Here is a 21,636-nt window from a genome sequence, read left to right on the forward strand (position 1 = left end):
TTAGTTTTTTGTAACGTTAGCAGCTTGTGGTCCACGGTTACCTTCAACGATTTCGAAAGAAACTTCTTGACCTTCTTCTAAAGTTTTGAATCCGTCACCTTGGATAGCTGAGAAGTGAACGAATACATCGTCTCCACCTTCAACTTCGATGAAACCGAAACCTTTTTCGCCGTTAAACCATTTAACTTTACCTGTTTGCATGTCATGTACCTCCTAAATAAAAATGAAACTATGAATCCACATGAAAAGGTGGATATAAAGGACATGAATGTATAACAAGCTTACAGCCTTTAATTCAACGTGCTTTATTTCCGTACCACATTATGTAGCTCAATAGTGACTTCACTATATCACGCCATGTCAAAAACGTCAAATGAGAACACTTTCATCCCACTATTTTTTTATAATTTTAATATAATGTTGAATTTCCATATTCATATTTTATTTGAAAATTAACAAAACTAAAGTATTCTAATCCTATTAAATTCTGTACAATATAAGTATCTATTACATATGAGGTGAAAGAAATGAGAGCACACGAAATCGAGTATAAGTTATACGGCGATGATATGCAGTTTGTTGAAATTGAGTTAGACCCAGAAGAAAGCGTTATCGCAGAGGCTGGCGCAATGATGATGATGGAAGATTACATCGAAATGGAAACAATCTTCGGTGATGGTTCTGGCCCATCTGGAGGTTTATTCGGAAAATTAATGGGCGCTGGTAAGCGTCTCGTTACAGGCGAAAGCATGTTTATGACTGTATTTACAAATACAGGTCACGGCAAGCGTCACGTATCCTTTGCTGCTCCTTATCCGGGCAAAATTGTTCCTGTAGATTTAACAGAATATCAAGGAAAAGTAGTTTGCCAAAAAGATGCATTTCTTTGTGCGGCAAAAGGCGTTTCTATCGGAATCGAGTTTACGAAAAAAATCGGAACTGGTTTCTTCGGCGGTGAAGGTTTCATCATGCAGAAACTTGAAGGTGACGGACTTGCTTTCATGCACGCAGGCGGAACTGTATATAAGCGTGAATTGAAACCTGGCGAAAAGCTTCGCATCGATACAGGTTGTCTCGTTGCCATGACAAAAGACGTTAACTACGATGTCGAGTTCGTTGGAAAAGTAAAGACAGCTCTATTTGGCGGCGAAGGTTTATTCTTCGCAACGTTAGAAGGACCTGGAACAGTTTGGATTCAGTCCTTAACACTTAGCCGCTTAGCAGCACGTCTGACAAGCCCAGCAGCACAAAGCACTGGTGAAGGCAGCGTTTTAGGCGGACTTGGTCGTTTATTAGATGGCAAAGAGTAATGCATAATAGTAGCAGGGATATAACCTAGCCGAACTTTTTGACTAGGTTATATCCTTTTTATTTTTCCTTTCGACGAATACCATGCACTATTATGATGACTTCTCAAATAAAGTGATACTTTATTCAATCCGACTCCTCCCCACCTTCTTTGCTCTAGCCGAATTTTGAAGTGGGAGTCTTACTGCCAGTTCAAGCCGGATAAACAAAAATAATGATAATGTCTTTAAACACTCAGTACAAAACCCTTGCAATCACAAACTGTAACATTTAAGATTACGTTTATAAGGAGTGATACAAACTTGAATAGTGAATTTATGATTGCAGTGCATTGTTTAGTTTATCTGAATCATGTACCTGGAAATATGGCGAATAGTGAACAATTAGCTGATAACATTTGTGCTAATGCAGCACGAATTCGTAAAGTGATGCGAATGTTAAAAAAGAATGGTTTAATTTCTACAAAAGAAGGACTAAACGGTGGTTATATTTTTAAGCATGATCCTAAAGATGTAACACTCGGGGACATTTACGAACTCACTTCTACTAGTTCTTTATCCTCTAATTGGAGATCTGGGAATGTAGATAAAGATTGTACAATTTCTTCAGGAATAGGCCATGTAATGACTGACATATTCATCGAAGGCGATAAACATTATAAATTATTTTTAGATCAACTAAATATACAAGATGTTATAAATAAATTATTTAAATAGATGCTTTCATTTTGGTATAAATACTTTTACAAATTATACCGAAATGAAACCATGTTATAAATGTAACTTTTTAAATTACATTTAACTTATTCAAAGCTCCTTATCCAAAATTACGGCCACATATGAAAGGGGAATTTATTATGTCTAACAATTTATATCAAAAAGAAAATTTACGTCATTTATCGAAATTATCTACACTAGCACCCGAACAAGCTCAAGCATTTCAAAAGTTTAGTAGACAAGTTATGACTGAAGGTGCTTTATCGAAGAAAGAAAAAGAAATCATTGCCGTTGCAGTAGCACATGCAACAGAATGTCCATATTGTATTGATGCACATACAGTAAGTGCAAAACGTGCTGGTGCATCCCTTGAAGAATTAACAGAAGCCATCTTTGTAGTCGCTTCTGTTGAAGCTGGTGGCGCAATCACACATAGTACACATATGCAAAATGCATTAGACCCCAGTGCCGACGATGTACTATATCGCCGATCAAATTTACAAAAGTTATCAAATTTAAAACAATTTGCGCCTGAAGGCTTCTCAGCATTTATGGAGTTTAACATGGTAGCAACGAAAGAAGGAACTCTAAGCAAAAAACTAAAAGAATTAATTGCTATCGCTATCGGACATACGACAGAATGCCCATATTGTATCGACGTGCATACAAAATCTGCAGCAAAAGCCGGAGCAACAAAAGAAGAAATTGCAGAAGCTATTTTAGTTGCAGCTGCTTTACGAGCAGGTGGTGCCTACGCTCATATGGCTAACATGATTGAAAGCTATCAACAATAGAAGACTTTGAAAAAGTATCCTCATACAACGGATGCTTTTTCTTTTATCCCACTATTTGCCCTCATAATCCACATCACGTAACTATAGGTTCAAGCTTTTTTTCAAAAGAATGAATCAAGTCCCTCACTGCATATATTGAACTATACCTTTTCTTAAGGAGGCTCCCTTAATGCGTACTCCTTTATCCTTTGATAAAGATACTGCCATACTGTTAGCTTCTTGTTGTGAGTTAACATATGAACAATATAAACAAAATGGAATTTTTGAAATACCAGATGGTTTTCAATATGTACAAGGCTTTCAAGGAAAAACAATTCAAACGACAGATTGGTTTGGATTCATACTAGAATCTGAGGATACAATTATTATAGCTTTTCGGGGTACACAAACAGATACAGACTGGATTATCGATTCACTCGTCAACCAAAAGCCATATCCATATGCTTTAAACAGTGGAAATGTCCATAATGGGTTTCTTTCTATTTATGAATCTTGCCGAGATTCTATTATGGATATGCTCGTATCATTACCGGCCCATAAGAAACTTCTTGCAACAGGTCATAGCTTAGGCGGCGCGCTCGCTACACTACATATACTCGATGCGCGTATTAACACCGCCTTCGCACAGTATGGTCTGTATACATTTGCCTCTCCAAAAGTGGGCGATATTGCATTTCGTAATTATTATAAACTACAAGTAGCTAGTAGCTTTCGCTTTGTTAATTTATTTGATGTCGTTCCTCTTCTCCCTCCGCGCAATGTCCATTTTAATGAACAAGACTGGGAATATGCACACGTTCATCACAACATGACTTTTACGAAAAACACAAAGTCTATTACAAATAATCATTCCATTACAACATACAAAACATGTCTGACTTCTCATTTTTAACCAGTAAAGAATTGGAAATTAAATATCCTTATACTATAATAATATATGAATTTACTTTTGGATGAGGGGACCTTACATGCTAAAATTTATCTTTGCACTTTTTCTCATTGTAATTTTTTCGTTTACAGGTTTCTTTACATTTTCATACTTTGCGACAGGAGAATATGATGGAACAGGTATCATATATACCACCATCCCATTTCTTTCTTAAGCAAAAAAAGAAAACCGAGCTTAATCTTATTAAGCTCGGTTTTTCAAGTCGTTATATTCCTCTTTTAAAAGTGAATATACTTTAGCATCCCTATACGTATTATCCATTTTCACATTTTGTCTCAATGTACCTTCAAAAGGGACCTTCACTTAATATTGTTTAACCGTGTTACCAATACCCCAAATCTCATTACTATACTGTAAAATCGTTCGATCGCTCGCAAAATGACCAGATTGTGCAATATTTAAAATCGACATTTCTAGCCACTTCGTTCGGTTTTCATAAGCCCTACCAACAGCTTCTTGCCTTTCCGCATATGGACCAAAATCTCGCAGAACGAAGTATTCATCATTTTGAATAACGAGAGAATCATAAATCGCTTCAAATTCAGCCCCCGACTGTGCAAAGAAACCATTCGTTAACTGATCTACTACCTTTTTAATGTGCCCATTGTGGTGATAATAATCACTTGCACGATATCCACCATTTTGATAGTAATGAAGAACCTCTTCGGCCGTTAAACCGAAAATGAAACAGTTATCATCACCGACCCTATCTTTTATTTCAATATTCGCTCCATCTAACGTGCCGAGTGTAATCGCACCATTCATCATAAATTTCATATTACCTGTTCCTGAAGCTTCTTTACTCGCAGTGGAAATTTGTTCACTTACATCCGCCGCCGGGAATATATCTTCCGCCAGAGACACTCGATAGTTTTCTAGAAAGATAACTTTCATATATTGGCTTACGTACGGATCATTATTTACTTTCCTTGCAAGTTCATTTATTAATTTAATAATTTTTTTCGCATAGTAATAGCCTGGTGAGGCTTTCGCTCCAAAGATAAACGTACGCGGATAAAATGTAAAACTAGCATCCTCTTTCAAACGATTATACAAATATAAAATATGAAGAACATTTAATAATTGTCGCTTGTAAGCATGTAGTCTTTTCACTTGCACATCAAAAATAGAATTTGGATCAATTGTAATCCCCATTGTATGATGAATACGCTCCGCTAAAATCTCTTTACGCTCTTGTTTTACCTCTGCAAATTTCTCTTGGAAACTCGCATCGTATTGAACTAATTGTAGCTCTTGAAGCTTAATCGGCTCTTTCTTCCACTCTGTTCCAATCGCCTCTGAAATAAGGTTCGTCAGCTGTGGATTCGCCTTCATTAACCAGCGTCTATGAGCGATTCCATTCGTTTTATTATTAAACTTATCTGGATAAAACTCATAAAACAATCGCATTTCACGTTGCTTTAAAATTTCCGTATGAATTTTTGCTACACCGTTTACGCTATGGCTGCCGACAATTGCTAAATGAGCCATTTTCACAAGATCATGCGCAATAATCGCCATCTCTTCAATACGATGCCATTCATACGGGTAATGTTCCCAAAGTTCATGACAGAAACGTTCATTAATCTCTTCAATAATCATATAAATTCTCGGTAATAACGGTTTAAAAATGTGAATTGGCCACTTCTCAAGCGCTTCTGATAACGTCGTATGATTCGTATAAGAAATCGTTTGCGTCGTTATATGCCAAGCTTCTTCCCATGCTAGTTTTTCTTCATCTAATAAAATACGCATCAGTTCTGGAATCGCCAAAACTGGATGTGTATCATTAATGTGAATCGCAATTTTCTCATGTAATTGACGAAGGTCACCATATCTTTCTCTATGCATACGAACGATATTTTGCAAACTTGCTGATACGAGGAAATACTGTTGTTTCAAACGCAGTATTTTCCCCTCATCATGCGTATCATCTGGATATAAAAACTCCGATACCGCTTCTGTTTCACGCTTATATTTCAAAATATCTTTGCAATTTTGCGGGAAAGGAACTGGTTCCGCATTCCAAAGTCTAAGTGTATTTACAGTACTCGTCTCATAACCTACTACTGGAACGTCATACGGTACTGCCATAATCACTTCTGCATTCGTATGCCTGAACTCTAAACGTCCATCAATATAGAGCGGTTCAACATTGCCGAAATAACTTACTTCTACAGCTTGATCATGCCTTCTTACTTCCCATACGTTTTCATGAAGAAGCCACTGTTCTGGAAACTCAACTTGATAACCATCCACAATTTTTTGATCAAATAAGCCATGTTTGTAACGAATTCCACAGCCATGACCTGGTAAGTCTAAAGATGCAAGTGAATCAAGGAAACAGGCTGCTAATCGTCCAAGTCCGCCATTCCCAAGACCTGCATCTGCTTCCACCTCTTCTAACTGTTGCAAAGAAATCCCAAGCTCAGAAAGTCCTTGCTCACATACATCCCTGATACCTAAATTTAATATGTTACTTCCAAGCAAACGCCCAAGTAAAAACTCAATGGATAAGTAATACATTTGCTTTCGCTCTCCAGACCGATAGCTTTCATTCGTTGCAATCCATTGACTATTCATATACTCACGTACCATGTAGCCAAGTGTATTGTATTGATCACGAGTTGTAGAGTCTTTGAAACTTTTACCATACATCGTCTCTAACTTTTCTAGAAAAGCTGATTTGAAACTTTCAACATGAGTAAACATTTCTTCACCACCTACATGTTATTCCATGAGACTTTTATACAATTTCTTATAAGCAAGAGCTGATTTCTCCCAGCTATAATCTTCAGTCATCGCTTGTTTTACAAGCTGCTCCCATACCGGTTTATCATGATAAAATTCAATTGCACGACGAACCGTGTGCAACATGTCATGTGCATTAAAGTTCGTGAAACTGAAACCATTTCCTTCTCCAGTTTCTTCGTCATAAGATTGTACCGTATCATTTAATCCGCCTGTTTCCCTTACAATTGGAATCGTACCGTACGCTAATGCGATAAGTTGTCCAAGGCCACACGGTTCAAACAGTGATGGCATTAAGAATAAATCACTTCCCGCATATACTTGATGAGCTAACTCTTCATTAAAGCCAATATACACTTTTACCTTCTCAGGATACTCATATGCCATCCACTCAAAGAATTGTTCATATTCCGAATCACCTGATCCTAAAATAATACATTGTACATCTTCTTCCATTATTTCTCGGAATACAGTACGTACTAAATCAAGACCTTTTTGCTTCGTTAATCTCGTTACCATTGAAATAATTGGTGTATCTTCTTTTTCTGGCAAACCAAAATAACGCTGCAACGCGCGTTTATTTTCATTCTTTTCATATAATGAATCTGCATCGTACTGAGCAGGAATATACGAATCCGTTTCTGGATTATATACGCTCGTATCAATTCCATTTACAATGCCGCTTAGCTTATCATTATATTTTCGCAGTAATCCATCTAACTTCTCACCGAAAAATTCATATTGAATTTCTTCTTTATATGTCGGGCTAACCGCTGTAATTTGATCAGAAGCGATAATACCGCCCTTCATAAAGTTCACATTTCCATAAAACTCTAACTGTTCACTATGAAAATATTCATCACCAAGTTCTAACAAGTCGTACATCACTTCAGGAGGAAATACACCTTGGAACTGCAAGTTATGAATCGTATACACCGTTTTAATATGCTCATATAATGGATTATCTTGATACTTTTCACGCAGTAAGAAATTCACCATAGCTGTATGCCAATCGTGGCTATGAAGCACATCCACTTCAAAATCAAGATGCGGAATACACTCTAAAACTGCTTTTGAAAAATAAGAAAAACGCTCTCCATCATCATAATGACCATATAGAGAATCCCTCTTAAAATAATATTCATTATCTATTAAGTAATACGTAATCCCGTCTTGCTCACCTTTTAAAATTCCGCAATATTGATTTCTCCAGCCAAGCGGGACGTTAATTACTTTATGTAACGTACATCCATCCCTTAATTTTTGCGGAATAAGACTATAATTCGGGAGTATAATGCGAACTTCTACACCTAATTTTTTTAGCTCTTTTGGGAGCGCACCTGCTACATCAGCTAATCCTCCCGATTTAACAAATGGTACACATTCTGATACTGCAAATAAAATATTCACTTGTTGTCCCACTGCACGAAAAGCTTATACTACTTCTCTTGCAGCTTCCTCCCTTCGAGTTTTCATTTGAATTAAAACTTTAATCAGTGGAGGAAAAACCCCCACTGATTTCTTAAGAATAACTATTAATCGTACTGTTTTGAACGCTTCCTTTTTCTACAACGTATGGCTCATCGGCGTTTCCTTTTAAGACAACACCGTCACCAATTTTCACATCTTTATCAATAATAACACCGTCTATTATACAGTTATCTCCAATTTGGCTCTTTTGCATAATAATGCTATTACGAACAATTGAACCTTTCCCAATTTTAACAGAACGGGAGACAACACTATTTTCTACTTCACCTTCAATAATACTGCCGTTTGCAATCATTGTATTTTTCACAGCTGCACCCTTTAAGTAACGAGTTGGCGGCTCATCTTTTACTTTCGTGAAGATTGGTGCTTCTTTCTTAAATAGTTGCTTCCAAATAGCAGGCTGCAAAATTTCTAAGCTATGTTTATAGTAACTTTCAATTGAATCAATAATAGCTACATATCCAGTATGTTCATACGTAGCAATATGCAGTGATTTTCCGCGCTTTTCTCTCACTACATCAAATAAACTGTATTGCTCCACATCTTTATATGCTTCAAATAAATCTAACAATAATTGCTTCTTTAACACGTATGTTTGCAGCGAAACCCCTTCATGACAAACTTCCGTAATGTCAGCTGCCGTATGTATATGTCGCTCTAACACCGCTTGAAAATTTAATGCTGTTACGAGATGGCTATTCGTAATAACGACATACTCTTCTCTGGCTCTTAGAAAATAATCAATATGTCTTCTAAAATGTGCAAAAGATCCAAATTCGTCTTGATCACATTGGCAATTTGGCGGGAATAAAAACAGTCCGTCTCGTTTTCTATCTAAATCCCACTGTTTGCCTGAACCAACGTGATCCATTAGTGAACGGTTTTTATGGCTTGTAAAAACTGCCACACTATGAATATTAGAATTCACCATATTTGAAAGCATGAAATCAATGAGTCGATAACGGCCCCCAAACGGTAACGCCGCTAGTGAACGATGCCCTGTTACTTTCTTTAAGGAAGGAAAACTTCCCGTTGCATTAATAATTCCCAACATTTTTTCTCCCATTCATTTCATCCCCCTTTTCTATTTCCCTTCAGCAATGAGTACTACATCGTCAACATTCTTTTCTGGACGAATGATTGTTCCATCTTCAATAACCATTTCCGATCCAACAATTGCTCTTTCAATCACAACATTTTTACCAATCTTCGCTCCTGGCATAACGACAGAATCAATAACCATACTACCTTCTTCCACCGTCACCCCTTGGAATAAGACAGAATGCTTCACGTCCCCTTCAATGACGCATCCTTCGTTAATAAGTGACTCTTCTACTTTTGCCTTTTCAGCAATATATTGAGGCGGTTCGTTTGGATTCACAGAATAAATACGCCAATTACGATCGTTTAAGTTCAGCGATGTTTCATCGCGAAGTAAATCCATATTCGCTTCCCATAAACTCTTCACCGTTCCAACATCTTTCCAATATCCTTCAAACGGATACGCCATTAGCTTCTTCCCTTCATCTAATAAAAGCGGAAGTACATCTTTTCCGAAATCATTACTAGATTCAGGATTTCTTGCATCCATCTCTAAATACTCTTTCAAAATAGCCCAATTAAAAATATAGATTCCCATTGATGCAAGATTACTTCTTGGAAATTGCGGTTTCTCTTCAAATTCAACAATCTCCATCTCTTCGTTCGTATTCATAATGCCAAAGCGACTCGCTTCATCCCAAGGCACTTCAATAACAGAAATCGAAACGTCCGCTTCTTTCTCAATATGATAATCTAGCATTTTACTGTAATCCATTTTATAAATATGATCGCCTGATAAAATAAGGACATACTCTGGTTCGTACTGACTTAAATAGTTTAAGTTTTGATAGATGGCACTTGCCGTACCTGTGTACCACTTCACACCTGAAGACTCCGCATAAGGAGGTAATACTGTGACTCCACCGCTTACTCGGTCTAAATCCCACGCATTGCCGATTCCGATATAATTATGAAGTTCAAGTGGTTGATATTGCGTTAAAATCCCAACCGTTTCAATACCAGAATTCGCGCAGTTACTTAGCGTAAAATCAATAATTCGATATTTACCACCAAATGGAACAGCTGGCTTGGCTAAATTTTTTGTTAATGCACTTAATCGACTACCTTTTCCCCCTGCTAGTAACATTGCTACGCACTTTTGTTTTTGAGCCATCTTGTTTTTTGCTCCCCTTTCTCGTCTTCACTGGTCGCAATATGGATACGCCAAATGGTGGAATTGTAATTTCTACATGTGCTGCTTGATTATGATACGGTTCTTGAATCGCCTTAAGACGCTTCTTATTCACTTGCCCTGATCCGCCATATTGCTCAGCATCACTATTTAAAATCTCGTTATAATACTCGAAATCTGGTACACCTACTTTATAGTTTTCATATGTAGCTTTCGTAAAATTACATACGACAACTAACGCATCTTCTTGTTTATCCCCTTGGCGGATAAACGAGAAAATACTTTGCTCATTATTATTAGCATCAATCCACTGAAATCCTTCAGGCGAATGATCAAGCTGCCAAAGTGGTTTGGAGCGCTTATACAATGCTATGAGCTCTTTAAAGTAATCATGCATATAACGATGCATTTCAAAATCATGTAAATTCCAATCTAAATCTTCAAGGTCTTTCCACTCATCAAACTGCCCAAATTCTCCTCCCATGAAAAGTAATTTCTTTCCTGGGTGAGTAAAGAAATATCCATATAACAAACGAAGTTGAGCAAACTTATCCCAGTAATCTCCTGGCATTTTATTTAATAACGACTTTTTCCCATGAACGACTTCATCATGAGAAAGCGGTAATATAAAGTTTTCAGAGTAAGCATATAGTATAGAAAACGTCATTTTCTCATGAATATACTTCCTGTACTCAGGCGCACACTCCATATACTTCAGCACATCATTCATCCAGCCCATATTCCATTTGTAATTGAACCCAAGCCCACCTTCATACGTTGGGGCTGTTACAAGTGGCCAAGCTGTTGAATCTTCTGCTGTCATAAGAAAATCTTCATCTTCTGCAAACACCGCTTCATTTAACTCTCGTAAAAATGCAACAGCGTGCTCATTACTTTGCTCTTGCCCTTCTTTATTCCAATACAACATATTCGCAACTGCATCCACCCTGAAACCGTCAATATGGAAATATCTCATCCAAAATAACGCATTTGAAATTAAGAAATTACGTACTTCCCTCTTTCCTAAATCAAAATTAACAGTTCCCCATACTGGATTTTCTTGCACATCTTTATCTTTATATTCATAAGTCGGTGTCCCATCAAACAAATATAAACCGTGAGCATCTTTACAAAAATGCCCCGGCACCCAATCTAAAATGACACCGATTCCATATTTATGACATTCATCGACAAAATGCATCAAATCATGTGGCGTGCCAAATCTACTCGTTGCTGCATAATATCCCGTCCCTTGGTATCCCCAAGAACGATCATATGGATGCTCAACAAGCGGCATAATTTCAATATGTGTAAATTGATGTTCCACCACATAAGGAATGAGTTCTTCTGCCATTTCCCTGTAAGAATACAGTGTTCCGTCTTCTTTCTTTTTCCAAGAACCGAAATGTAATTCATAAACTGTCATCGCTTCTTTATAAATCGATTTTTTCTTTTTCTTACGGCTCCAGTTTTTATCATTCCATTCATATCCTTTTATATCAAAAACTACAGATGCCGTATTCGGTCTTACTTCTGCATATACAGCATACGGATCTGCCTTAAAAATGACCTCACCAGCTATCGTTTCAATCGCATATTTATATATTTCTCTTTCTTCAATATGCGGTATAAATAGGGACCAAATTCCCTCTTCTGTCATTTGTAGCATCTTATGTTGCTCATAATCCCATTCATTAAAATCTCCAACAACACTCATTGCTTTCGCATGAGGAGCCCATACTGTAAATCGTACACCTCGCATCTCATCTTCCGTCACAACATGTGCGCCAAAGATGTTATAACTGTCATAGTACTTTTCTGTATGAAACTCATCTCGTTTCACTTCTTCACAATTTATTACACTCAATATGTTCACCTCACTAAGATGACAGAATTTTTTATACTTTACCAATTCTGCGAAAAACTGAAATATCCTTGTTAATTTATAAAAAATATACGTTTTTTTCTTAAAAATGTTTAATTTTTTTCACATTTCTATATAAAATATCGAATTTTGACGAATATTCATTGAAAACGCTTCATTTCCTACTACCCTTTTATCCTATTATTTATTTCTCAACCCTTATTTTATTAGATTCATACTGTTTTTTACGCTATTTTTCACTTAAATTCGTAATAATATAATCTGTCATAAAAAAATGTTTCTCAACATTTTTTGTCACAATTTTATTGAAATGGAAAATTCATAAGCATATACTTGTTCTCAATAAAGAACAGCGACTTTTCGTAACTACAATTCATAGTGGACTACTATGTTTACTTATTTATCCTTGTTACGAACGGTCGCCATAAAAATTTAATTAGGGGCTTTCTTATGTCATTAAAACAAAAGGTTGGAATGGGAGTTGTCACAGCAACGCTTGGCTTATCCCTTACATTCGGCGGTGTATTCGCCTATTTCAGTGATTCTGAAACATCGAATAATTCATTTCAAGCGGGAACACTAGACCTTTCTATTAATCCAAGTGTAATCGTTGATGTGAAAGATTTAAAGCCTGGTGATTTTATTGAAAAAAATTTCAAGCTTGAAAATAAAGGGTCATTGGATATTGCAAAAGTAGCACTTGAAACATCCTATGAAGTTACAGATGCAAAGAAAAATAATGATGGTGAAGATTTAGGCGATCACATCATCGTCAAATTTTTAGTGAATGATGGAAAGCCATCTAATCCAAACGATGATCATGAAATTTTGTGGGAAACAAAACTATCAGAAGTGAACTACCCACCACTTAGCATATCTTACGAGCTTACTTGAAGTGGGGGCTTCTCGGTTAGTCGCTACTTTTGATAGCTAACGAATTTGTCCTAGGACAGCCGAGCTAACACCCTTGTTCCAAAGGTTATTTTGTGCTATTTACGCTATCGCTAGCTAATAGGCGTATGGCTTCTCTTTTAATATTAATAGCTGCGTTATAGTCGCGACTTATTGTTAGTCCACAAGAACACTCATACGTGCGTTCAGATAGTAGCATATCTTTTCTGTTTCCACAATTACTACACATCTTTGTAGAAGGAAACCACCTATCTACTTTTACAAGCTGTTTTCCTTGTTCTTGTAGCTTATATGCTAAAAATGTCGTGAACATCCTCCAACCGTTATCTGCTACACTCTTACCAAAGCGAAGTGCTCGTGACATTCCTTTCATATGTAAGTCTTCGATTGCTACAACATCAAAGTTCGTAGCTAATTCTTTAGACTTATGATGAAGGAAATTTTTACGTTGATTGGCGACTTTTTCATGCAACTTCGCTACACAAATGCGTTGTTTATTCCAGCGCACTGAGCCTTTCACACGTCTTGCTAATACTCGTTGTGCCTTTGCTAATCGATTAAGCATCTGACGATAAAAGCGAGGATAATTGGCTTTCTCATCTTCGCTACTCACATACAATTCGGCCATTGCGAAGTCTAATCCAACTACACTTTCTACTTCTTTCTGAACAATTTCCTTTTCATATTCAGTTAAAACAGACACATAATACTTACCAGTTGGTGTCAGCGAAATCGTGCATGATTTAATGATATGGTTTTGCGGTATCTCTCTATGTTGTTTCAATCGCACTAATTTCAGTTTCGGTAGTTTGATATAACCATGAAATAACATAATATTTCCGTTTACTCTATTTGTTGTATAGGATTTTCTACTCTTTTTACTTTTGAATGTAGGAAAATCACTTTGACCACTAAAAAAATTCTTATACGCAGTTTGCAAGTTTAATTGAGCGTTAGCCAATGCTAATGAATCGACTTCTTTCAACCATTCATACTTCACCTTGTATTTCGCAGGAGTAGGGAATTTTTGTTTCTTTAGTTCTTCCTTGTTCTCTTTGTATTTTTCGTATACTTTTTTTCGTTCAGCTAGCATTTTGTTATATACAAAGCGTACACACCCAAAAGTTTTACGTATCAGATTTGCTTGTTCTTCTGTTGGATACAGACGAAATTTGTACGCCTTATTATGCTTTGTCATATTAATTCATCTCACTTTTCGCCTTGATTTCCCATAAACTGTTTTACTTTATCTACGGCGAGCCACCAAAGGTGATAACACAACATGAACACTGAGTTACTATTATTTAATTTCATGGTTATACCAAAAGTCTCCTCTTATAAGGCTGATTATATCAGAGGCAAAATAAATAGGAAAACTAAATCAAACCGAAATTATCGCTAACAACTATGGTAAAAAAGGACTGTCTGTAAAAGACGGCGACCTTAATAAAGATGGCATTGTCGACGAAAAAGATATTCGCTTCGTTGAAAAGAACTTCTTGAAAAAAGGACCAGATGCTTCTAAATCACAAACACCTGTTGAAAAATCAAAAAGCGGTACACTGGTAGATATTTCAAAGAAATTAGGATTAACACCTAAAAAATAATAATAAAGAGCACTCTACGTAAAGTAGAGTGCTCTTTTCTATAAACGACCCTAATCCAGCAAAAGGGGTATATTGGGGATATACAAGGGAAACCGGAAAAGGAATTTATATTAAATTATATAAAAACTCAGAGGTAGGAAGCAGTTTCCCGCCTCTGAATGATTTAGCAATTATTATAGTACTGGTGCCATTGTTTCTTTTAATACTTTTACAGAATGAGCAAATTTCGCTTTTTCTTCTTCATTTAACTCAAGTTCTACGATTTCACGTACGCCTTCGCGGTTAATAACAGCTGGAACACCTACGAAAGCATCTTTCTCACCGTATTGTCCTTCAAGGTATGCAGATACAGTTAATACACTGTTCTCGTTGCTTAAGATTGCTTTAGTTACACGAAGTAGTGACATACCGATTCCGTAGTAAGTTGCACCTTTACGCTCGATGATATGGTAAGCTGCATCGCGTACATTTTCGAAGATTTTATCTAAGTCTTCTTGTTTGTACTGTTCGTTGTTAGCTAAGATTGTTTCTAGTTTTTGTACACCGATAGTAGCGTGGCTCCATACTGGAAGTTCAGTGTCACCGTGTTCACCAACGATGTAAGCATGAACGTTACGTGGATCTACATCTAAGTAGTCACCTAACATGTAACGGAAACGAGCAGAGTCTAAAGTAGTACCAGAACCGATTACGCGCTCTTTTGGTAGACCAGATTCTTTCCAAGTTACGTAAGTTAAAATATCAACTGGGTTAGTTGCGATTAAGAAGATTCCATCGAATCCGCTATCCATAATACCGCGAACGATTTGTTTGAAGATTTTTGTATTTTTCTCAACTAAGTCTAAACGAGTTTCACCTGGCTTTTGTGGTAATCCAGCAGTGATAACTACTAAGTCTGCATCTTTACAATCTGCATAGCTACCGCTCCAAACTTTTGTTGGTGATGGAGAGAATGGTACCGCATGGCTTAAGTCCATTGCTTCCCCTTCTGCTTTTGCTTCATTAACATCTACTAATACGAATTCTTCAGCTACACCTTGGTTGATCATTGAGTAAGCGTAACTACAACCTACAGCTCCTGTTCCTACTAATACTACACGATTGATACCTTTTTTCATGGTAATTTCCCCTCTCTATTGTTCACATCTATTTTTTATGATTGTTTAAGTAATTAATTAAAATACTAATTTAATGTTGTTTAACTTCTTTACACTCATATTGTAGCACGTATCATTGTGAATTACTTCACAAATTATGACCTATTTGTGAACTTTTTCACATAAAGTGTAAAGTTATTGGAATAGGTGTGGAATCCATTTCAATGGAGGCGTTTTCTTTAGATTGTGAAAGGGGGTTTTCTTATGTTTTTTGTCGGTAAGTGAAATTATATCAGCGATTTTTAGAATATATCGACCGTAACTCCAAATATATCAGCGATTTTTTAAATATATCGACCGTAACTCAAATTATATCAGCGATTTTTGCAATATATCGACTTACCGACAAAACTCGACAATGATAACAGTATAAAAAACGCCATCCTTTCTGTATATTTCTACAAAAGAATAGCGTTTTTTGATTATATGGATACAAATTTATCTTAGCTGGATAGCGATGTTTTTTCCATACACGTCAAATTAACATACGATCACTTATTAACATTCAATAGACATGGAAACCTAGCCAAGCTCTTCAATTATTGTAGCCACACAGTCGTTTTCAAATCTTCAGCACCTCCATTTTTTAATGTAGCATTTAGACCACTAAGATACGTAGGTTCAATTGTTAAGGATTTTGGAGGATTCTCCATTGGTGGAAGAGCTAAAACAATATGGTGTCCGTATAGTCCCGTGCTACCAACTTGTAAGCTGACTCCTTCGTAGATTTTTCCTTTATCATCAGTGACAGTATAATCAAGTGCTGGCCAGCTATCATTAACTTCCATTTCATTTGGATAATCAAAGGTCAAATCAATCCTCGTTGAAAGTGAAGAAAAGGCTACTTGATCTACTGTTAATGCATACAGATTATCTTTCGTTAATGTTTTTATATTAGGAGTAAATTTACGAATCTCACCTTCAACTTTTGTAAGAGGAAATGCTACGTTCCATGTTCCTGTTTTTCCAAATAAATCTTCTCCATGGACTGAAACATCAATTTTATCACCAAATTCACCGTAATTAGCCAGAGTGAATTCATGCCGCTCGATAATGGTGTTTCGTCCTTTTGACTTCTGTGAAGTAGAACCAATTGGAGCTCTAACTTCTTTCCCATTAATGGTTACATAACTAAATCCAGCTTTCTCTTCATTGCTATTGGAAATAGTATTTTCTCCTTTGTATTCCACCGTGATCACTAAACGTCCGCCATCGTAAACAGCTTCTTTCACATTCATCGTTAAACCACTATGGTTATCTTGTCTTTCAATGGATGTAGCAAGCTCATCCTTTTCAATTTTATCAGAAGCAATATCATTAAATTGTGCATAAATGGGGCCTATAACTGGAACACTCGATAATGTCTTTGCCATAGCAGGAGAAATGAATCCAAAACCTAAAAAAGAAACACATATTCCACAAGCAACAAGACTAGAATACTTGATTGTTTTTTTCCTACGATATTGATTTTTCTTAGCTTGAAGCATGGCTGTTTTTTCTCTTTGAATTAACCGGTCTTCTGGTATAGGAATATCATTGATATGGTGATTAAATTCATCTTTATTCATAACTATATCCCTCCTTTAAAATGGGGCGTAAGACTTGCTTTGCTCGATGTAATTGAGATTTTATCGTTCCTTCTGGAGAATTAAGAACCTCAGCAATTTCCTTAATAGATAAATCGTGATAATACCTTAATAAAATAATAGTTTTGTAAGTAGGATCTAAAAAATTAAATGCCTCGGTTAAATCCAATGATTGTTCTAATGTATTCATGCTCTCTTCTGTACATAAATTAGCAAATATTTTATCATTCGCAACAAATTGTCTAGAGGATTTTCTTACAAAATCAATGGATTTAAAAACAAGAATTTTGATAATCCAACTTTGAAATTTCTCCGGCTTTTTTAATTTTTTCAGTGAAAGATATGCTTCATAAATTGTTTCTTGGTATATATCCAGTGCATCTTGTTCATTTCTTACATAAGAATAGGCTGTTCGATATAATTTTGGGCGAACAAAAGTAATGAGTTGTTCAAATGCTTGATCATTTCCTCTTATTGCTTGTTTTACTAAATAGGCTATGTCCATTTTTATTTCTTCCTCCCTTTACTAATATAGTCGAATGAGAGAATAAAAAGGTTGCAAAAATAATTGCATATACATCAATCTTCTACAATTTATTGCAATGATTAATAACCAGTATTAAAGAAAAGACACCAGAAATCCATAAAAAAAAGCAGACTATTCAAAGTCCACTTTTACACAACAAAAAAGAGATAGCAGATTATGCTATCTCTTTTAGTATGACCCGTACGGGATTCGAACCCGTGTTACCGCCGTGAAAGGGCGGTGTCTTAACCACTTGACCAACGGGCCAATTACTGGCAGAGAAGAAGGGATTCGAACCCTCGCACCGCGTTAGCGATCTACTCCCTTAGCAGGGGAGCCCCTTGAGCCACTTGGGTACTTCTCTATAAATATGGCTCCGCAGGTAGGACTCGAACCTACGACCGATCGGTTAACAGCCGATAGCTCTACCACTGAGCTACTGCGGAACAATTATGGTGGGCCTAAATGGACTCGAACCATCGACCTCACGCTTATCAGGCGTGCGCTCTAACCAGCTGAGCTATAGGCCCATAATTGAAAAGCGGGTGAAGAGAATCGAACTCTCGACCAGAGCTTGGAAGGCTCTTGTTTTACCACTAAACTACACCCGCATTAAATTGTAAATGGTGAGCCATGAAGGACTCGAACCTTCGACCCTCTGATTAAAAGTCAGATGCTCTACCAACTGAGCTAATGGCTCATTTTGAAAGTGGTGCCGACTAGAGGACTTGAACCCCCAACCTACTGATTACAAGTCAGTTGCTCTACCAATTGAGCTAAGTCGGCTTGCGACTTCAAAATGGTGGCTCGGGACGGAATCGAACCGCCGACACGAGGATTTTCAGTCCTCTGCTCTACCGACTGAGCTACCGAGCCTTATTAAAATGGCGGTCCCGACCGGGGTCGAACCGGCGATCTTCTGCGTGACAGGCAGGCATGTTAACCACTACACCACGGGACCATTTGGTTGCGGGGACAGGATTTGAACCTGCGACCTTCGGGTTATGAGCCCGACGAGCTACCGTGCTGCTCCACCCCGCGATGATAAAATATTTAATTTAGAAAAAATGGAGGAGGTAGAGGGATTCGAACCCCCGCGCGACTCTCGCCGCCTGTCGGTTTTCAAGACCGATCCCTTCAGTCAGCCGAACTTGGGTATACCTCCATGAAGGAAAAAAGAAATATTTTATTATTTATGTCTAAACCATTTAAAAATAAAATGGAGGAGGTAGAGGGATTCGAACCCCCGCGCGATTCTCACCGCCTGTCGGTTTTCAAGACCGATCCCTTCAGCCGAACTTGGGTATACCTCCGAGACATATAATAAATAAAGTGGAGCCTAGCGGGATCGAACCGCTGACCTCCTGCGTGCAAGGCAGGAGCTCTCCCAGCTGAGCTAAGGCCCCATGTTTTTGGGAATATCGGGAAGACAGGATTTGAACCTGCGACCCCCTGGTCCCAAACCAGGTGCTCTACCAAGCTGAGCCACTTCCCGTTAATAAAAGCGCGCCCGAGAGGAGTCGAACCCCTAACCTCTTGATCCGTAGTCAAACGCTCTATCCAATTGAGCTACGGGCGCATATGGTGCCGAGGGCGGGGGTCGAACCCGCACGGTGGTCACCCACCGCAGGATTTTAAGTCCTGTGCGTCTGCCTGTTCCGCCACCCCGGCATGTCATATTGAAAATTGGAGCGGAAGACGGGATTCGAACCCGCGACCCCAACCTTGGCAAGGTTGTATTCTACCACTGAACTACTTCCGCAAAAATGATGAGCCATGAAGGACTCGAACCTTCGACCCTCTGATTAAAAGTCAGATGCTCTACCAACTGAGCTAATGGCTCGTAAATGGCTGGGCTAGCTGGATTTGAACCAGCGCATGACGGAGTCAAAGTCCGTTGCCTTACCGCTTGGCTATAGCCCATTAATATTTACTAGTATGGTTATCTTTTCAAAAAAATAAACCCTCTCAGGTTATTTTAAAGAAAATGGTGGAGGGGGGCAGATTCGAACTGCCGAACCCGAAGGAGCGGATTTACAGTCCGCCGCGTTTAGCCACTTCGCTACCCCTCCGACATTTAAAATATATATGGTGGAGGATGACGGGATCGAACCGCCGACCCCCTGCTTGTAAGGCAGGTGCTCTCCCAGCTGAGCTAATCCTCCGAAGTGGTGACCCGTACGGGATTCGAACCCGTGTTACCGCCGTGAAAGGGCGGTGTCTTAACCACTTGACCAACGGGCCAAATATTATAAATCCTATGGCGGAGAGCAAGGGATTCGAACCCTTGATACGCTTGTGACGTATACACGATTTCCAATCGTGCTCCTTCGGCCAACTCGGACAGCTCTCCAATGGCTCCGCAGGTAGGAATCGAACCTACGACCGATCGGTTAACAGCCGATAGCTCTACCGCTGAGCTACTGCGGAATAATATTGCCTGGCAACGTCCTACTCTCACAGGGACAAGGTCCCAACTACCATCGGCGCTAGAGAGCTTAACTTCCGTGTTCGGTATGGGAACGGGTGTGGCCTCTCTGCCATCATTACCAGACTGTATTCATTTAAGACAAGAATTATTGTAACTCATTTAACTTTTAAAGTCAACAAGTTTTTTATATTCTTTCAAAACTAGATAACATTGCTTCATATTATATGGTTAAGTCCTCGATCTATTAGTATTCGTCAGCTCCACATGTCACCATGCTTCCACCTCGAACCTATCAACCTGATCATCTTTCAGGGATCTTACTAGCTTACGCTATGGGAAATCTCATCTTGAGGGGGGCTTCATGCTTAGATGCTTTCAGCACTTATCCCTTCCGCACATAGCTACCCAGCTATGCCCTTGGCAGAACAACTGGTACACCAGCGGTGCGTCCATCCCGGTCCTCTCGTACTAAGGACAGCTCCTCTCAAATTTCCTACGCCCACGACGGATAGGGACCGAACTGTCTCACGACGTTCTGAACCCAGCTCGCGTACCGCTTTAATGGGCGAACAGCCCAACCCTTGGGACCGACTACAGCCCCAGGATGCGATGAGCCGACATCGAGGTGCCAAACCTCCCCGTCGATGTGGACTCTTGGGGGAGATAAGCCTGTTATCCCCGGGGTAGCTTTTATCCGTTGAGCGATGGCCCTTCCATGCGGAACCACCGGATCACTAAGCCCGACTTTCGTCCCTGCTCGACTTGTAGGTCTCGCAGTCAAGCTCCCTTATGCCTTTGCACTCTACGAATGATTTCCAACCATTCTGAGGGAACCTTTGGGCGCCTCCGTTACACTTTAGGAGGCGACCGCCCCAGTCAAACTGCCCACCTGACACTGTCTCCCGGGTCGATAAGACCCGTAGGTTAGAATTTCAATACAGTCAGGGCGGTATCCCACCAGCGCCTCCACCGAAGCTAGCGCTCCGGTTTCAATGGCTCCCGCCTATCCTGTACAAACTGTACCAAAATTCAATATCAGGCTACAGTAAAGCTCCACGGGGTCTTTCCGTCCTGTCGCGGGTAACCTGCATCTTCACAGGTACTATAATTTCACCGAGTCTCTGGTTGAGACAGTGCCCAAATCGTTACACCTTTCGTGCGGGTCGGAACTTACCCGACAAGGAATTTCGCTACCTTAGGACCGTTATAGTTACGGCCGCCGTTTACTGGGGCTTCAGTTCAGAGCTTCGCTTACGCTAACCCCTCTCCTTAACCTTCCAGCACCGGGCA

The 21,636-nt window shown here is 38.6% G+C and carries 15 protein-coding genes, 24 tRNA genes, 2 rRNA genes and 3 pseudogenes (1 of these 44 cut by a window edge); 7 read left to right on the top strand and 37 right to left on the bottom strand.

Translation table 11 applies throughout. The annotated features are described in order from the left end of the window. The gene (cspD, locus tag ATN06_RS24790) at positions 1-201 is read right to left on the bottom strand and encodes a cold-shock protein CspD (protein WP_001193049.1); all 201 of its coding nucleotides are present in this window, start codon (positions 199-201) and stop codon (positions 1-3) included. 326 nt (positions 202-527) lie between these two features. On the opposite strand from cspD, the gene ATN06_RS24795 reads away from it, so the two are divergent. The 5 genes from ATN06_RS24795 to ATN06_RS29635 all read left to right on the top strand — a co-directional run bounded on the left by ATN06_RS24795 (position 528) and on the right by ATN06_RS29635 (position 3,921). Then, positions 528-1,310 carry a TIGR00266 family protein gene (locus tag ATN06_RS24795; RefSeq protein WP_060632702.1) on the top strand — a complete coding sequence of 261 codons (783 nt, stop codon included), beginning with the start codon at positions 528-530 and terminating at the stop codon, positions 1,308-1,310. 300 nt (positions 1,311-1,610) lie between these two features. Beyond that, positions 1,611-2,024, top strand: coding sequence for an RrF2 family transcriptional regulator (locus tag ATN06_RS24800; protein WP_234415814.1), 414 nt, complete (start codon positions 1,611-1,613; stop codon positions 2,022-2,024). Positions 2,025-2,164: 140 nt separating this feature from the next. Further along, positions 2,165-2,818 carry a carboxymuconolactone decarboxylase family protein gene (locus tag ATN06_RS24805; protein ID WP_060632703.1) on the top strand — a complete coding sequence of 218 codons (654 nt, stop codon included), beginning with the start codon at positions 2,165-2,167 and terminating at the stop codon, positions 2,816-2,818. 169 nt (positions 2,819-2,987) lie between these two features. Further along, complete coding sequence (locus ATN06_RS24810; protein ID WP_060632704.1) at positions 2,988-3,710, top strand: lipase family protein; 723 nt, start codon at positions 2,988-2,990, stop codon at positions 3,708-3,710. Between the two features lie 76 nt (positions 3,711-3,786). Continuing rightward, positions 3,787-3,921 carry a hypothetical protein gene (locus ATN06_RS29635; protein ID WP_060632705.1) on the top strand — a complete coding sequence of 45 codons (135 nt, stop codon included), beginning with the start codon at positions 3,787-3,789 and terminating at the stop codon, positions 3,919-3,921. 29 nt (positions 3,922-3,950) lie between these two features. On the opposite strand, the pseudogene ATN06_RS29725 reads toward ATN06_RS29635, so the two are convergent. The 6 genes and pseudogenes from ATN06_RS29725 to glgB all read right to left on the bottom strand — a co-directional run. Beyond that, a pseudogene (locus ATN06_RS29725) lies at positions 3,951-4,070 on the bottom strand (N-acetyltransferase); the annotation flags it as partial. Further along, a complete protein-coding gene (gene glgP / locus ATN06_RS24820) occupies positions 4,071-6,479 on the bottom strand; it encodes a glycogen phosphorylase (RefSeq protein WP_060632706.1) in 2,409 nt (802 codons plus the stop codon). It abuts the pseudogene before it with no gap. A gap of 18 nt (positions 6,480-6,497) precedes the next feature. Next, entirely contained in the window at positions 6,498-7,928 is a 1,431-nt protein-coding gene (gene glgA / locus ATN06_RS24825) for a glycogen synthase GlgA (protein ID WP_060633196.1), read from the bottom strand. Between the two features lie 112 nt (positions 7,929-8,040). Then, on the bottom strand, positions 8,041-9,075 hold the full coding sequence (gene glgD / locus ATN06_RS24830) for a glucose-1-phosphate adenylyltransferase subunit GlgD (protein WP_060632707.1): 1,035 nt from the start codon (positions 9,073-9,075) through the stop codon (positions 8,041-8,043). A gap of 18 nt (positions 9,076-9,093) precedes the next feature. Further along, positions 9,094-10,224 (bottom strand): glucose-1-phosphate adenylyltransferase, encoded by a 1,131-nt coding sequence (glgC, locus tag ATN06_RS24835; RefSeq protein ID WP_000057613.1) that lies wholly within the window; start codon positions 10,222-10,224, stop codon positions 9,094-9,096. Further along, complete coding sequence (glgB, locus tag ATN06_RS24840) at positions 10,172-12,109, bottom strand: 1,4-alpha-glucan branching protein GlgB (RefSeq protein WP_060632708.1); 1,938 nt, start codon at positions 12,107-12,109, stop codon at positions 10,172-10,174. Before glgB ends, glgC begins: the two co-directional genes overlap by 53 nt. Positions 12,110-12,577: 468 nt before the next feature. Here glgB and ATN06_RS24845 point away from each other — a divergent pair. Next, positions 12,578-12,982: pseudogene (locus tag ATN06_RS24845) on the top strand (TasA family protein); the annotation flags it as partial. 124 nt (positions 12,983-13,106) lie between these two features. Here ATN06_RS24845 and ATN06_RS24850 read toward each other — a convergent pair. Beyond that, a complete protein-coding gene (locus tag ATN06_RS24850; protein WP_060632709.1) occupies positions 13,107-14,237 on the bottom strand; it encodes an RNA-guided endonuclease TnpB family protein in 1,131 nt (376 codons plus the stop codon). Between the two features lie 178 nt (positions 14,238-14,415). Here ATN06_RS24850 and ATN06_RS24855 point away from each other — a divergent pair. Beyond that, positions 14,416-14,646 (top strand): annotated as a pseudogene (locus tag ATN06_RS24855) (hypothetical protein); the annotation flags it as partial. A 173-nt stretch (positions 14,647-14,819) separates the two neighbouring features. Here the strand turns inward: ATN06_RS24855 and ATN06_RS24860 are convergent. The 29 genes from ATN06_RS24860 to ATN06_RS25000 all read right to left on the bottom strand — a co-directional run. Then, positions 14,820-15,764 (bottom strand): L-lactate dehydrogenase, encoded by a 945-nt coding sequence (locus ATN06_RS24860; RefSeq protein ID WP_060632710.1) that lies wholly within the window; start codon positions 15,762-15,764, stop codon positions 14,820-14,822. 578 nt (positions 15,765-16,342) lie between these two features. Continuing rightward, positions 16,343-17,371, bottom strand: coding sequence for a DUF4179 domain-containing protein (locus ATN06_RS24865; protein WP_060632711.1), 1,029 nt, complete (start codon positions 17,369-17,371; stop codon positions 16,343-16,345). Further along, positions 17,364-17,894: a sigma-70 family RNA polymerase sigma factor gene (locus ATN06_RS24870; RefSeq protein WP_060632712.1), complete on the bottom strand. Its 531-nt coding sequence runs from the start codon at positions 17,892-17,894 to the stop codon at positions 17,364-17,366. The genes ATN06_RS24865 and ATN06_RS24870 overlap by 8 nt, the downstream gene beginning before the upstream one ends. A 216-nt stretch (positions 17,895-18,110) precedes the next feature. Continuing rightward, positions 18,111-18,182: transfer RNA gene (locus ATN06_RS24875), tRNA-Glu, on the bottom strand. 6 nt (positions 18,183-18,188) lie between these two features. Next, positions 18,189-18,279: transfer RNA gene (locus ATN06_RS24880), tRNA-Ser, on the bottom strand. 7 nt (positions 18,280-18,286) lie between these two features. After that, positions 18,287-18,361, bottom strand: a tRNA-Asn gene (locus tag ATN06_RS24885). 7 nt (positions 18,362-18,368) lie between these two features. Continuing rightward, a tRNA-Ile gene (locus ATN06_RS24890) sits at positions 18,369-18,445 on the bottom strand. 10 nt (positions 18,446-18,455) lie between these two features. Next, positions 18,456-18,526, bottom strand: a tRNA-Gly gene (locus tag ATN06_RS24895). Between the two features lie 13 nt (positions 18,527-18,539). Next, positions 18,540-18,615 (bottom strand) — tRNA-Lys (locus tag ATN06_RS24900). Positions 18,616-18,625: 10 nt separating this feature from the next. Then, positions 18,626-18,701, bottom strand: a tRNA-Thr gene (locus tag ATN06_RS24905). 14 nt (positions 18,702-18,715) lie between these two features. Beyond that, positions 18,716-18,791: transfer RNA gene (locus ATN06_RS24910), tRNA-Phe, on the bottom strand. A 9-nt stretch (positions 18,792-18,800) separates the two neighbouring features. Continuing rightward, positions 18,801-18,876: transfer RNA gene (locus tag ATN06_RS24915), tRNA-Asp, on the bottom strand. Between the two features lie 3 nt (positions 18,877-18,879). After that, positions 18,880-18,956, bottom strand: a tRNA-Met gene (locus tag ATN06_RS24920). 27 nt (positions 18,957-18,983) lie between these two features. Further along, positions 18,984-19,080: transfer RNA gene (locus ATN06_RS24925), tRNA-Ser, on the bottom strand. Positions 19,081-19,135: 55 nt separating this feature from the next. Further along, a tRNA-Ser gene (locus ATN06_RS24930) sits at positions 19,136-19,228 on the bottom strand. Positions 19,229-19,248: 20 nt separating this feature from the next. Continuing rightward, a tRNA-Ala gene (locus tag ATN06_RS24935) sits at positions 19,249-19,321 on the bottom strand. Between the two features lie 15 nt (positions 19,322-19,336). Next, a tRNA-Pro gene (locus ATN06_RS24940) sits at positions 19,337-19,410 on the bottom strand. A gap of 10 nt (positions 19,411-19,420) precedes the next feature. Next, positions 19,421-19,494, bottom strand: a tRNA-Arg gene (locus ATN06_RS24945). Positions 19,495-19,497: 3 nt separating this feature from the next. Then, positions 19,498-19,586 (bottom strand) — tRNA-Leu (locus ATN06_RS24950). Positions 19,587-19,602: 16 nt separating this feature from the next. Then, a tRNA-Gly gene (locus ATN06_RS24955) sits at positions 19,603-19,677 on the bottom strand. Positions 19,678-19,685: 8 nt separating this feature from the next. Then, positions 19,686-19,758 (bottom strand) — tRNA-Lys (locus tag ATN06_RS24960). A 5-nt stretch (positions 19,759-19,763) separates the two neighbouring features. After that, positions 19,764-19,838 (bottom strand) — tRNA-Gln (locus tag ATN06_RS24965). A gap of 65 nt (positions 19,839-19,903) precedes the next feature. Then, positions 19,904-19,987 (bottom strand) — tRNA-Tyr (locus ATN06_RS24970). A gap of 17 nt (positions 19,988-20,004) precedes the next feature. Beyond that, a tRNA-Val gene (locus ATN06_RS24975) sits at positions 20,005-20,080 on the bottom strand. Positions 20,081-20,084: 4 nt separating this feature from the next. Beyond that, positions 20,085-20,159: transfer RNA gene (locus ATN06_RS24980), tRNA-Glu, on the bottom strand. 17 nt (positions 20,160-20,176) lie between these two features. Further along, positions 20,177-20,268 (bottom strand) — tRNA-Ser (locus ATN06_RS24985). A 2-nt stretch (positions 20,269-20,270) separates the two neighbouring features. Next, positions 20,271-20,345 (bottom strand) — tRNA-Asn (locus ATN06_RS24990). 8 nt (positions 20,346-20,353) lie between these two features. Beyond that, positions 20,354-20,469 (bottom strand): 5S ribosomal RNA (rrf, locus tag ATN06_RS24995). Between the two features lie 101 nt (positions 20,470-20,570). Further along, positions 20,571-21,636, bottom strand: a 23S ribosomal RNA gene (locus tag ATN06_RS25000) (it continues 1,866 nt past the right edge of the window).

It is taken from the genome of Bacillus thuringiensis, assembly GCF_001455345.1.
Taxonomy (GTDB): domain Bacteria; phylum Bacillota; class Bacilli; order Bacillales; family Bacillaceae_G; genus Bacillus_A; species Bacillus_A thuringiensis_N.

Bases quoted from the DNA above. Each gene is read 5' to 3' on its own strand.
- cspD (WP_001193049.1), bottom strand. From the start codon at position 201: ATGCAAACAGGTAAAGTTAAATGGTTTAACGGCGAAAAAGGTTTCGGT.
- ATN06_RS24795 (WP_060632702.1), top strand. From the start codon at position 528: ATGAGAGCACACGAAATCGAGTATAAGTTATACGGCGATGATATGCAG.
- ATN06_RS24805 (WP_060632703.1), top strand. From the start codon at position 2,165: ATGTCTAACAATTTATATCAAAAAGAAAATTTACGTCATTTATCGAAA.
- ATN06_RS24810 (WP_060632704.1), top strand. From the start codon at position 2,988: ATGCGTACTCCTTTATCCTTTGATAAAGATACTGCCATACTGTTAGCT.
- ATN06_RS29635 (WP_060632705.1), top strand. From the start codon at position 3,787: ATGCTAAAATTTATCTTTGCACTTTTTCTCATTGTAATTTTTTCGTTT.
- glgP (WP_060632706.1), bottom strand. From the start codon at position 6,479: ATGTTTACTCATGTTGAAAGTTTCAAATCAGCTTTTCTAGAAAAGTTA.
- glgD (WP_060632707.1), bottom strand. From the start codon at position 9,075: ATGGGAGAAAAAATGTTGGGAATTATTAATGCAACGGGAAGTTTTCCT.
- glgC (WP_000057613.1), bottom strand. From the start codon at position 10,224: ATGGCTCAAAAACAAAAGTGCGTAGCAATGTTACTAGCAGGGGGAAAA.
- ATN06_RS24850 (WP_060632709.1), bottom strand. From the start codon at position 14,237: ATGACAAAGCATAATAAGGCGTACAAATTTCGTCTGTATCCAACAGAA.
- ATN06_RS24860 (WP_060632710.1), bottom strand. From the start codon at position 15,764: ATGAAAAAAGGTATCAATCGTGTAGTATTAGTAGGAACAGGAGCTGTA.
- ATN06_RS24865 (WP_060632711.1), bottom strand. From the start codon at position 17,371: ATGAATAAAGATGAATTTAATCACCATATCAATGATATTCCTATACCA.
- ATN06_RS24870 (WP_060632712.1), bottom strand. From the start codon at position 17,894: ATGGACATAGCCTATTTAGTAAAACAAGCAATAAGAGGAAATGATCAA.